At 72.4% G+C, this 11,828-nt stretch carries 11 protein-coding genes and 1 rRNA gene; 9 read left to right on the plus strand and 3 right to left on the minus strand.

From position 1 onward, the window contains the following. From rrf to ACFC1F_RS28750, 5 genes are all read left to right on the plus strand, one after another. Positions 1–84, plus strand: a 5S ribosomal RNA gene (gene rrf, locus ACFC1F_RS28730); the annotation flags it as partial. Positions 85–416: 332 nt separating this feature from the next. Continuing rightward, a complete protein-coding gene (locus tag ACFC1F_RS28735; protein WP_376162578.1) occupies positions 417–3,014 on the plus strand; it encodes an ATP-binding protein in 2,598 nt (865 codons plus the stop codon). 37 nt (positions 3,015–3,051) lie between these two features. Continuing rightward, positions 3,052–3,732: a response regulator gene (locus tag ACFC1F_RS28740; RefSeq protein ID WP_209416606.1), complete on the plus strand. Its 681-nt coding sequence runs from the start codon at positions 3,052–3,054 to the stop codon at positions 3,730–3,732. 86 nt (positions 3,733–3,818) lie between these two features. After that, the gene (locus ACFC1F_RS28745; RefSeq protein WP_148645124.1) at positions 3,819–4,226 is read left to right on the plus strand and encodes an OB-fold nucleic acid binding domain-containing protein; all 408 of its coding nucleotides are present in this window, start codon (positions 3,819–3,821) and stop codon (positions 4,224–4,226) included. Between the two features lie 2 nt (positions 4,227–4,228). Continuing rightward, positions 4,229–4,966, plus strand: a complete 738-nt coding sequence (locus ACFC1F_RS28750; protein ID WP_307853461.1) for a DUF3159 domain-containing protein — start codon at positions 4,229–4,231, stop codon at positions 4,964–4,966. Positions 4,967–5,026: 60 nt separating this feature from the next. Here the strand turns inward: ACFC1F_RS28750 and ACFC1F_RS28755 are convergent, their stop codons facing one another. After that, entirely contained in the window at positions 5,027–5,698 is a 672-nt protein-coding gene (locus ACFC1F_RS28755; protein WP_209416604.1) for a TrkA family potassium uptake protein, read from the minus strand. Next, positions 5,698–6,366 (minus strand): TrkA family potassium uptake protein, encoded by a 669-nt coding sequence (locus tag ACFC1F_RS28760; RefSeq protein WP_209416603.1) that lies wholly within the window; start codon positions 6,364–6,366, stop codon positions 5,698–5,700. The genes ACFC1F_RS28755 and ACFC1F_RS28760 overlap by 1 nt, the downstream gene beginning before the upstream one ends. Before the next feature lie 230 nt (positions 6,367–6,596). Between ACFC1F_RS28760 and ACFC1F_RS28765 the strand changes: the two genes are divergently transcribed. Then, the gene (locus ACFC1F_RS28765) at positions 6,597–8,678 is read left to right on the plus strand and encodes an APC family permease (protein ID WP_376162581.1); all 2,082 of its coding nucleotides are present in this window, start codon (positions 6,597–6,599) and stop codon (positions 8,676–8,678) included. A 437-nt stretch (positions 8,679–9,115) separates the two neighbouring features. After that, positions 9,116–10,411 carry a class I SAM-dependent RNA methyltransferase gene (locus ACFC1F_RS28770; RefSeq protein ID WP_376162614.1) on the plus strand — a complete coding sequence of 432 codons (1,296 nt, stop codon included), beginning with the start codon at positions 9,116–9,118 and terminating at the stop codon, positions 10,409–10,411. Between the two features lie 104 nt (positions 10,412–10,515). Here the strand turns inward: ACFC1F_RS28770 and ACFC1F_RS28775 are convergent, their stop codons facing one another. After that, on the minus strand, positions 10,516–10,713 hold the full coding sequence (locus ACFC1F_RS28775; protein WP_209416601.1) for a hypothetical protein: 198 nt from the start codon (positions 10,711–10,713) through the stop codon (positions 10,516–10,518). 434 nt (positions 10,714–11,147) lie between these two features. Between ACFC1F_RS28775 and ACFC1F_RS28780 the strand changes: the two genes are divergently transcribed. Next, positions 11,148–11,384, plus strand: coding sequence for a toxin-antitoxin system HicB family antitoxin (locus ACFC1F_RS28780; RefSeq protein ID WP_209416600.1), 237 nt, complete (start codon positions 11,148–11,150; stop codon positions 11,382–11,384). Continuing rightward, positions 11,381–11,803: a fic family toxin-antitoxin system, toxin component gene (locus ACFC1F_RS28785; RefSeq protein WP_209416599.1), complete on the plus strand. Its 423-nt coding sequence runs from the start codon at positions 11,381–11,383 to the stop codon at positions 11,801–11,803. Before ACFC1F_RS28780 ends, ACFC1F_RS28785 begins: the two co-directional genes overlap by 4 nt. Positions 11,804–11,828: the final 25 nt, after the last annotated feature.

The following is an 11,828-nucleotide window of genomic DNA, read 5'->3' on the forward strand; positions in this document are numbered from 1 at the left end:
TACATTCCGAACCCGGAAGCTAAGCCTCACAGCGCCGATGGTACTGCAGGGGGGACCCTGTGGGAGAGTAGGACGCCGCCGAACAATCATTCACAGAGAACCCCCGATCCATCACGGATCGGGGGTTCTTTGCATTTCCCGGAGTTCTGCATTTCCCGGAACGGCAGCACACCGGAATTGCGGCACACCGGAAATTGCGGCGCGGCCCCGTCCGCCCTCCGCCGGGCCCGCGGCCGGGTGCCCAGGGGAGAGGGTGCGGTGAAGGGTCCGGGCCCCGCCGGCCGTCAATATGCCGCTAAAACTGCCTGATCAGCGCCCCGATCGCTGGAGAATCACCCGTTACGCCGTAGTCTCCAAGGGAGGGGAACAGGTGTCCGGGGTGGTCCCCCGGGTCGGCCGGATCAAGAATGGTGCACATGGGACGCGGCAGGCTGCGGATCTACCTCGGGGCGGCCCCCGGGGTCGGCAAGACGTACGCCATGCTCGCCGAGGCGCACCGGCGGCTGGAGCGGGGTACCGACGTCGTCGTCGGCTTCGTCGAGGACCACGGGCGCCGGAACACGGCCGGCCTGGTCACCGGTCTGGAGACCGTTCCGCGCCGCGAGATGATCCACCGGGACGCCTCGTTCACCGAGATGGACCTGGACGCCCTGCTGGCCCGCCGCCCGCAGGCGGCGCTGGTGGACGAGCTCGCGCACACCAACGTCCCCGGCTGCCGCAACGCGAAGCGGTGGCAGGACGTCGAGGAGTTGCTCGCGGCCGGCATCGACGTCGTCTCGACCGTGAACATCCAGCACCTGGAGTCCCTCGGCGACGTCGTGGAGGGCATCACCGGGGTCCGCCAGCGCGAGACCGTGCCGGACGAGGTGGTGCGGCGGGCCGACCAGATCGAGCTGGTCGACATGGACCCGCAGGCGCTGCGTCGCCGCCTCGCGCACGGCAACGTGTACGCGCCGGAGAAGATCGACGCGGCCCTCGCCAACTACTTCCGCCCGGGAAACCTGACCGCGCTGCGCGAGCTGGCGCTCCTCTGGACGGCCGACCGGGTCGACGAGTACCTCCAGAAGTACCGGGCCGAGCAGGGCATCGAGGGCACCTGGCAGGCCCGCGAGCGGATCGTGGTCGGCCTGACCGGCGGTCCCGAGGGCGCGACGCTGGTCCGCCGGGCCGCCCGGATCGCCGCCCGGGGGTCCGGCGGCGAGCTGCTGGCCGTCCACATCTCCGGCTCGGACGGCCTGGCCGGCTCCGGGTCGGGCTCCTCGCAGACGCTGATCGAGCAGCGGGCACTGGTGGAGAGCCTGGGCGGCACCTACCACGCCGTCCTCGGCGACGACCCGGCCGCTGGGCTGCTGGACTTCGCGCGGGGCGTCAACGCCACCCAGATCGTGCTGGGCACCAGCCGCCGGCCCGCCTGGCAGTACGTCTACGGCCCGGGCGTCGGCGCCACCGTCACCCGGGCGTCCGGCGACATCGACGTGCACATCGTCACCCACGAGCACGCCGCCAAGGGCCTGGGCCGGATCCCGATCCGCAAGGTCACCGACCTCGGCCGGCCGCGGGCCGTCGCGGGCTGGCTGATCGGCCTCGGCGGGCCGCCGCTGCTGGCGCTGCTGCTCACCCACACCGAGGGCCTCGGGCTCTCCACCGACATGCTGCTCTTCCTGTCGCTGACGGTCTGCGCGGCGCTGGTCGGCGGGCTCTTCCCGGCGATCGCCTCCGCGCTGGTCGGCTCCTCGGCGCTGAACTACTACTTCGCGCCGCCGATCCACACCTTCACCATCGACGAGCCGCAGAACATCATGGCGGTGGCGATATTCACCGCCGTCGGCATCGCGGTCGCCTCCGTGGTCGACCTCGCGGCCCGGCGCACCCACCAGGCGGCGCGCAGCCAGACCGAGGCCCAGACGCTCAGCGCCCTGGCCGGCACCCTGCTGCGCGGCGCGCCGGGCGGGGACGGCGTGCTGACCGCCCTGCTGGAGCAGGTCCGCGAGACCTTCCAGCAGGACGCCGCGGTGCTGCTGGAGCGTCCCGATCCGCTCGGCCCCTGGCACGCGGTCGCGTCGGCCGGCCCGCACCCGCCGGAGCGGCCCGAGACCGCCGACGTGGACGTCCCGGTCGGTGACACGCTGGCGCTGGCACTGCGCGGCCGGGTGCTGCCCGCCGAGGACCGCCGGCTGCTCGGCGCCTTCGCCGCACAGGCCGCCGTCCTGCTGGAGCGCCGCCGGCTGGCCGGGGAGGCCGCCGCGGCCCGCCGCGAGGCCGAGGGCAACCGGATCCGCACCGCCCTGCTCGCCGCCGTCTCGCACGACCTGCGCACCCCGCTGGCCGGGATCAAGGCCTCCGTCACCTCGCTGCGTTCCGCGGACGTCGAGTGGGACGAGGAGGACGAGGCCGAGCTGCTGGCCGGCATCGAGGCCGGCGCCGACCGGCTCGACCACCTGATCAACAACCTGCTCGACATGAGCCGGCTCCAGACCGGCACCGTCACGCCGCTGATCCAGGAGACGGACCTGGACGAGGTGGTGCCGTTCGCGCTGGGCGGTGTCCCGCCGGAGGCCGTCCGGCTGGACGTCCCGGAGAGCCTGCCGATGATCCGGGCCGACGGCGGGCTGCTGGAGCGATCGCTGGCCAACCTGGTCGAGAACGCCGTCAAGTACAGCCCGGCCGGGGTGAAGGTGCTGGTCAAGGCGGACGCGCTGGTCCCGGCGGGCGGGCCGGGGCGGGTCGAGCTGCGGATAGTCGACCGCGGGCCGGGCGTGCCCGAGGACGCCAAGGAGCGGATCTTCGCGCCGTTCCAGCGCTACGGGGACGCGCCGCGCGGCGCCGGGGTGGGCCTCGGGCTCGCCGTCGCGCGCGGCTTCGTCGAGGCGATGGACGGCACGATCACCGCCGAGGACACCCCCGGTGGCGGCCTCACCATGGTCGTCAGCCTGCCCGTCGCCGGCCGCCCGCCGGGGCCGCCCGAGCCGGTGCCGCCGCCACCGGAGCCCATGGACCGCCCCTCCCACGTGTGACCACCCCCTTCCGACAGCTGTGAAAGGCGGAGCCCGCATGACCCGGGTCCTCGTCGTGGACGACGAACCACAGATCGTCCGCGCGCTGGTGATCAACCTCAAGGCCCGCAAGTACGAGGTCGACGCGGCCCACGACGGCGCGAGCGCGCTGGAGCTGGCCGCCGCCCGCCACCCCGACGTGGTCGTCCTCGACCTGGGCCTGCCCGACATGGACGGCGTCGAGGTGATCAAGGGCCTGCGCGGCTGGACCAGGGTGCCGATCATCGTGCTCTCCGCCCGGCACGCCTCCGACGAGAAGGTCGAGGCGCTGGACGCCGGCGCCGACGACTACGTCACCAAGCCGTTCGGCATGGACGAGCTGCTCGCCCGCATGCGCGCCGCCGTCCGCCGCGCCGAGCCGGTGGCCGGCGAGGACGACTCCCTGGTGGTCACGGACACGTTCACCGTCGACCTCGCGGCGAAGAAGGTCAACCGGGACGGCACCGACGTCCGCCTCACGCCGACCGAGTGGCACCTGCTGGAGGTGCTGGTCCGCAACGCCGGGCGGCTGGTCAGCCAGACCCAGCTGCTCCAGGAGGTCTGGGGCCCGGCCTACCGCACGGAGACCAACTACCTGCGGGTCTACCTGGCACAACTGCGCCGCAAGCTGGAGCGCGACCCCTCCCACCCGCGCCACTTCATCACCGAGCCGGGCATGGGCTACCGCTTCGAGAACTGAGCCGGGCCGGCCGGCAGGCCCGTCCGGGTGCCCCGGTGACCTCGTGACCTGCCGCAGCCGGCCCCGATACCGGTAGCCTTTCCGACATGAGTGGTGACAACAGCAGCGACCAGCCGCAGGGCCGCTTCCGCCGTTTGCTCAGCCGGCTGACCTCCTCCGCGGAGGAGCTCCAGGCGGAGGAGCTGCGCCAGGAGAGCGCGGCGGAGTCGGGCTGCACTCCGATCGCCAGCTGCGGGGACCGTCAACTGGTCACCGTGGCGGGCACCCTGCGCACCGTGACCCTGCGTCCCCGGGCCGGCGTGCCGGCGCTGGAGGCGGAGCTCTTCGACGGCACCGAGGCGCTGGACGTGGTCTGGCTCGGCCGGCGCTCCATCGCGGGCATAGAGCCCGGCCGCCGGCTGGTCGCCAGCGGCCGGATCAGCCACGCACGCGGGCGCCGCGTGCTGTTCAACCCCCGCTACGAGCTGCGTCCGGTCGGACACGGGAGCGAATGAGCGTGAGCATCCAGCCCGGCGGCGAGCCCGCCGCCCAGCTCGGCCTGGTCGAGGCCGCCCCCGCCGACGACGAGGCAGCCCGGCAGGCTGCCGCCTCCAAGGAGGCCGCCGAGAGCGTGATGCAGGCCTTCGGCGGCGTGCGCGGCATGGTCGACATGACGCTGCCCGGCCTGGTCTTCATCGTGACCTACAACATCACCCACCAGGTACCGGCGGCAGCGTGGGCCGCGCTCGGCCTGAGCGCCCTGTTCGTGGTGGCGCGCCTGGCCAAGCGGGAGACCGTCCAGCACGCCTTCTCCGGCGTGTTCGGCGTCGCCATCGGCGCCTGGATCTCGATGAAGACCGGCAAGGCGGAGAACTTCTACCTGCCCGGCCTGCTCTGGAGCGTCGGCTACTGCATCGGCCTGGCCGTCTCGGCGCTGGTCCGCTGGCCGCTGATCGGCGTCATGCTCGGCCCGGTCACCGGCGAGATGTTCACCTGGCGCAAGCAGAACCCGGGCCGGCTGGCCGCCTACACCAAGGCGACCTGGGCCTGGGTGCTGATCATGGGCATCAAGCCGCTGATCCTGTTCCCGCTGTACTTCACGCACAACGTCAACCTGCTCGGGTGGCTCAAGGTCGCCCTGGGCATCCCGCCGATGCTGCTGGCGATGTACGTCACCTGGCAGATCCTGCTGAAGGCGCCGCCGCCGATCAAGGTGCAGCTGGACGACGAGCCGGCCGAGGCCGACCGGAAGTGAGCCGTGCGAGCGGGCCCGCACCCGAACCGGGTGCGGGCCCGCTCGCGCGTGAGGACCGGGTTACCGGGCGCCGGGGGAGCCCGAGAGCAGGTTCTCCAGCTCCTCCTCGCGCTCCTGCGCGGCCACGAAGAGCAGCTCGTCGCCGCCCTCCAGGGTGTCGTCCTTGCCCGGGGTGAGCACCCGGCCCTCGCGGATGATGGTCACCAGCGAGGTGTCCGGCGGCCACGGCACGTCGCCGACCCGGGTGCCGACCAGCTCGGTGTCGGAGGCGAGGGTCAGCTCGACGAGGTTGGCGTTGCCCTGGCTGAAGCGCATCAGCCGGACCAGGTCGCCGACGCTGACGGCCTCCTCGACCAGGGCCGACATCAGGCGCGGGGTGGAGACGGCGACGTCCACGCCCCAGGACTCGTTGAAGAGCCACTCGTTCTTCGGGTTGTTCACCCGGGCGACCACCCGCGGAACCGCGTACTCGGTCTTCGCGAGCAGCGAGACGACCAGGTTGACCTTGTCGTCACCGGTCGCGGCGATCACCACGTGGCAGCGCTGCAGCGCCGCCTCGTCCAGCGAGGTGATCTCGCAGGCGTCGGCCAGCAGCCACTCCGCCATGGGGACCCGCTCCACCGAGATGGAGTTCGGGTTCTTGTCTATCAGCAGGACCTCGTGGCCGTTCTCCAACAGCTCGCCCGCGATCGAGCGGCCGACGGCCCCGGCCCCGGCAATGGCGACCCGCATCAGTGACCCTCCTCGTTCGGCCCCTGCGCGAACGCGGCCTCGACCGCCACCAGGTCGGCCCGGCGCACCATCACGTGCACCAGGTCGCCCTCCTGGACCACCATCTGGGGCGTGGGCAGCACGCCCTCGCCGAGCCGGGTGACGAACACCACCCGGGTGCCGGAGGCCTCCTCCAGCGCACTGACCCGGTGGCCGATCCAGCGCGGGTCGTACGCGACCTCGGCGAGCTGGACGGTACCGCTCGGGTCCTGCCAGAGCGGCTCGCCGCCGCTGGGCAGCAGCCGGCGCAGCATCTGGTCGGCCGTCCAGCGGACGGTGGCCACGGTGGGGATGCCCAGGCGCTGGTAGACCTCGGCGCGGCGGGGGTCGTAGATCCGGGCCGCGACGTTCTCCACGCCGAAGTTCTCCCGGGCCACGCGGGCCGCGATGATGTTGGAGTTGTCGCCGCTGGAGACGGCGGCGAACGCGCCGGCCTCCTCGATGCCGGCCTCCTTCAGGGTGTCCTGGTCGAAGCCGACACCCGTGACCCGGCGCCCGTTGAATCCGGCGCCCAGGCGGCGGAACGCCGTCGGGTCCTGGTCGACGACGGCGACCGAGTGGCCCTGTTTCTCCAGCGCTCTGGCGAGGGCGGAGCCCACGCGGCCGCAGCCCATGATGACGATGTGCACCGGCGCTACCTCACCCGTCCCGTTGGGTTCTTGACCTGCGCAAACACCGTTCGTCATCCTTCCCCGCCCCGCTGTCCGGGGCGAGCGATCTCGTGGTCGCAGGGCTCGACAACCTGAGTGTTGCCCGCCTGCTCGTATCCGACACGCTAGCCGGTCCACCGAACACAGTCGCGACGAAGGGGGGGACGCAAGTCGGACCGCGCGGCGAACAGCCCCTACGATTCCTTACCGTGCCTATGCCGACTGACCTTCCGAAACGCATCCTTATCGGGCGTGCGCTACGCAGCGACAAGCTCGGGGAAACGCTGCTCCCCAAGCGCATCGCGCTGCCCGTCTTCGCCTCGGACGCGCTCTCCTCGGTCGCGTACGCGCCCGAGGAGATCCTGCTGACGCTCTCCCTCGCGGGTGCCTCGGCCATCCACTTCTCATGGCAGATCGGCGTCGTCGTCGCCATCGTGATGCTCGCGGTGGTGGCCTCGTACCGGCAGAACGTCCATGCCTACCCGAGCGGCGGTGGCGACTACGAGGTCGCCACGGTCAACCACGGCGCCAACTCCGGCCTGGTGGTCGCCAGCGCGCTGATGGTCGACTACATCCTCACCGTGGCGGTCTCCACCACGTCCGGGGTGGCCAACGTGGTCTCGGCGGTGCCCTCGCTGCGCGGCCACGAGCTGACCCTCTCGGTGGTCGTGGTCATCGTGCTGATGGGCATGAACCTGCGCGGCGTCCGCGAGTCCGGCAGCGCGTTCGCCGTCCCGACGTACGCCTTCATGATCGGCGTGCTCGGCATGGTGGTCTACGGCGTGGTCCGCCACTTCGGGCTGGGGCAGGACATGCCCGCCGAGAGCTCCGGATTCCACCTCCAGCCCACCCCCGGCAACGAGTCGCTGGCCGGCTTCGCGATGGTGTTCCTGCTGCTCAAGGCGTTCTCCTCGGGCTGTGCGGCGCTCACCGGTGTCGAGGCGATCTCCAACGGCGTGCCGGCCTTCCGCAAGCCGAAGAGCAAGAACGCGGCGACCACCCTGCTGATGATGGCGTCGATCGCCGTCGTGATGTTCATGGGCATCATCTGGCTGGCCCGCCTCACCGGCGTCCAGATGGCCGAGGACCCCGCCCAGCAGCTCGTCGGCGCGGGCGGCGACTACCACCAGAAGACCGCGCTCGCCCAGATCAGCGAGGCCGTCTTCTCCAACTTCACGCCCGGGTTCTACTTCGTCGCCGCCGTCACCGGCCTGATCCTGGTGCTGGCCGCCAACACCGCCTTCAACGGCTTCCCGGTGCTCGGCTCGATCCTCGCCCAGGACCGCTACCTGCCGCGCCAGCTGCACACCCGCGGCGACCGGCTGGCCTTCTCCAACGGCATCATCCTGCTGGCACTGGCCGCGATCCTGTTCATCATCGCGTTCGACGCAGACCCGACCCGGCTGATCCAGCTCTACATCGTCGGCGTCTTCGTCTCCTTCAACATGAGCCAGTCCGGCATGATCCGGCACTGGACCAGGGAGCTGCGCAGCGAGACCGACCCGGCCAAGCGCCGCCACATGCAGCGCAGCCGGGCGATCAACACCTTCGGCCTGGTGATGACCATGGCCGTGCTGATCGTCGTCCTCGCCACCAAGATCAGCCACGCCTGGATCGCCATCGCCACGATGGTCGTGCTGTTCGTGATGATGAAGGCGATCCGCCGCCACTACGACCGGGTCTCCGACGAGCTGGTCGCCGCCGAGGAGCCGGACGACGTGGTGCTGCCCACCCGGGTGCACGCCATCGTCCTGGTCTCCAAGCTGCACAAGCCCGCCCTGCGCGCCCTGGCCTACGCGCGGCTCGCCCGCGCCCACACGCTGGAGGCCGTCACCGTCAACGTCGACCCGGCGGACACCGCGGCGCTGCGCCAGGAGTGGGACGAGCGCGGCATCGAGGTGCCGCTCAAGGTGCTGGACTCGCCGTTCCGCGAGATCACCGGGCCGGTCCTGGACTACGTCAAGAACCTGCGCCGCAGCAGCCCGCGCGACGTGGTCTCGGTCTACATCCCGGAGTACGTGGTCGGCCACTGGTACGAGCACCTGCTGCACAACCAGAGCGCGCTGCGGCTCAAGGGGCGGCTGCTCTTCAAGCCCGGTGTGATGGTGACCTCGGTGCCGTGGCAGCTGGAGTCCTCCGAACGGCGCAAGCCGCAGAAGGCCTGGTCGGCGCCGGGTGCGGTCCGCCGTGGTGAGCCCCGGGCGCCGAAGGCCGTAAAGTCGAAGGTCTCCGGTACGCCGGACGGTACGACCGCCGCCTCCGCTGACAGCAGCAAGGACTCCTCCCCGTGACCCGCAACACCCCGTCCCGCTCCCACGGCTCGTCCGGTTCGTCCGGCGGCTCCGGCAAGGGCTCAGCCAAGGGCGCCCGCAAGGGCGGCGCCGGCAAGCCCGGGCAGGTCGCCCGGCCGCGCTGGGGCAAGCCCGTCCGCCCGGCCGCCACCGACCGCGACGGCTTCACCGCGCAGACGGCGCCGCTCGCGCCGGCGGAGCGCGCCCCGGAGCCGGAGCAGACCGAGCGCGCCGAGCGCCCGGCACGTGCCGAGCGCCCCGCGCGCGGAGAGCGTACGGCCCCCGCCGGCGCGCCGCGCCAGGACAAGGCCAAGGCCAAGGACAAGGCCGGGGCCGGGGACCGTCCGCGCAAGCAGACCGTCCGCCCGCCGAAGGCGCTCCGCCCCACCCGCGCCCCGCGCGCCGAGGCGGCCCCCCGGGGCCCCGGCGGTGACCCGCTGGTCGGCGAGCGCTACGAGGTCGAGGTCGGCCCGGTCGCGCACGGCGGCGGGCACTGCGTGGCCCGGCACGAGGGCCGCGTGCTGTTCGTCCGGCACGCGCTGCCCGGCGAGAAGGTCGTCGCACTGGTCACCGAGGGCACCACCAAGTCGCGCTTCCTGCGCGCCGACGCGGTGGAGATCCTGGAGCCCGCCAAGGACCGGATCACCCCGCCGTGCCCGTTCGCCGGGCCCGGCAAGTGCGGCGGCTGCGACTGGCAGCACGTCACCCCCGGCGGGCAGCGCAAGCTCAAGGTGCAGGTGCTCACCGAGCAGCTGGCCAAGCTGGCCGGCCTGACCCCGGCCGAGGCGGGCTGGGACGGCAGCGTCGAACCGGTCGGCGGCAAGCTCCCGGCCGGGCAGGTACCGGCCTGGCGCACCCGGATGCAGTACGCGGTCGACCAGGAGACCGGCAAGGTCGGCCTGCGCAAGCACCGCTCGCACGACATCCAGCCGGTGGACCGCTGCCTGATCGCCGCCGAGGGCATCAGCGAGCTGGGCATCGAGTCCCGCGACTGGCCGGGCGTCGCCACCGTCGAGGTGATGGCCGCCGCGGGCTCCTCCGACCGCCAGGTCGTGCTGACCCCGGTCCCGGGCGCGCAGCTGCCGCTGGTCGAGCTGGACAAGCCGGTGTCGATCGCGCGGATCGACGAGCACGACAACATCCACAAGGTGCACGGCCGCTCCTTCGTGCGCGAGCGCGCGGCCGGCCGGACCTGGCGGGTCAGCAACGGCGGCTTCTGGCAGATCCACCCCGAGGCCCCGGACACCCTGGTCGACGCCGTCCTGGACGGCCTCGACCCGCAGTGGGGCGAGAACGCGCTCGACCTGTACTGCGGCGTCGGCCTCTTCGCCGGTGCACTGGCCGACCGGGTCGGCGAGGACGGCGCGGTGCTCGGCATCGAGTCGGCCAAGCAGGCCGTGGTCGACGCCCGGCACAACCTGGCCGCGCTGGACAACGTGCGGATCGAGTGCGACCGGGTCGAGACGCTGTTGCCGCGCACCGGCATCACGTCCACCGACGTGATCGTCCTCGACCCGCCGCGGGCCGGCGCCGGTCGCGAGACCGTCGCCCACCTGGCCGGCCTCTCGGCCCGCCGGATCGCCTACGTCGCCTGCGACCCGGCGGCCCTGGCCCGGGACCTCGCCTACTTCCGCGAGGGCGGCTACCGCCCGGTCTCGCTGCGCGCCTTCGACCTGTTCCCGATGACCCACCACTTCGAGTGCGTGGCGATCCTGGAGCCGGTCGGCGAGTAGCCGGACGAGGGCCGACAGACGCCAGGGAGGCGGCACCCGGGGTTCCGGGAGCCGCCTCCCTGGCGTCTGGCCGTCGGGGGCCGGGGTGCTGGTGGGTGGGCCGCTCAGTGCAGGTTCTGTTCCTCTTCCTCCGCGCTGTGCGGCAGGGAGACGCCGTGCTGGGCGGCGAGCCGGAGCAGCCCGGCGATGCGGCCCTCGTACGCCTGGACGCCGTCGGCGTCCCCGTCGGCCCGCGCGGCGGCGAGGTCCTTACGGGCCTGGTCGAGCTGCTCGCGCAGCTCCTGGTCGAACATGGCTGTCATTGCCGGCCTCCACACCGGTCGGTGCCGCTCCAGGGAATGCTCGGGGCAGTTCAGAATCTCGGAAGGTGAAGAACTCTTCAAGTCTCGCTCCTCAAGGGGGTTCCGCAGGCCTCTCCGCGCCGGTTCGTGGGGGTGGTTCCGGTGGGTGGTCCCTGTGGGTGGTCTCGGTGGGTGGTGTGGCGGCCGGCCTCGGCGGACGGTGCCGGTGGGTGGTGCGGCGGCCGGTCCTGGTCGGGGAGGGCGGATGCCTCCGTTCGGGGCGGTGCCGGTGGCGCCGGCGCGCCGGGCCGTTCGACCCGGCGGGCTCCCGGGGGTTCGCGGCCGTGCGGCAGGGGCATGGCCCAGGAGAGCCGTGGCCCGCGGCCGGGGAGGGGGCGTACGAGGGCCTGTGTGCGCCCTTGTTGTGCTAGCACTTCGGCGCTAGCTTGAGGGGCATGGGTAAGAAGCAGCTGAACGTCCGGGTGGACGCCACCACCGCGGAGATGGCCCGGGAACGGGCGGAGCAGCAGGGGATCAGCATGAACCAGTACATCGAGCGCCTGGTCCAGCAGGACATGGGCGAGGCCGGGCGGGCGTTCGTCGACGCCGCCGCGCAGTTCATGAAGGAGTACGAGACGGCGTTCCTGGCCGAGTTCGGTGGCGCGACCGACCTCCAGGACGTGCGCCGTTGAACCTGGAGGTCGACCTCTCGTGGCTGCTCATGACCGCCGAGCAGTACACGCCCGGTGACCCGCAGGTCACCGACTACGGATCGCTGCTCGCGGCGGTTTCCCGCCACCAGGCCGAGATCTTCGACATCTCCGTCTACCCCGAACCGCAGGACCGCGCCGCCGCCCTGATGCACCAGCTGATCAGGGTGCCGGCCCTGGAGAAGACCAACGAGCTGTTCGCCACCGCCGTCGCCTACGCCTACCTGGTGGCCAGCGGCTGCACGGTCGCCACCACCGCCCGCGAGGTGCGCAGCCTCGCCCGGGCCATCCGCGAGGGGCGGCTCGGCGTGTCCGGCGTCGCCGAGCGGCTGGCCGCGTGGGTGGTGGACGAGGCCGAGGGCGAGGGCGTCAGCGGCGAGGAGGACGAGGACTCGGACTGAGTCCGCCGCCCCGGCCCGACGGACG

The sequence above is a fragment of the Kitasatospora sp. NPDC056181 genome (assembly GCF_042266225.1).
Lineage (GTDB): Bacteria > Actinomycetota > Actinomycetes > Streptomycetales > Streptomycetaceae > Kitasatospora.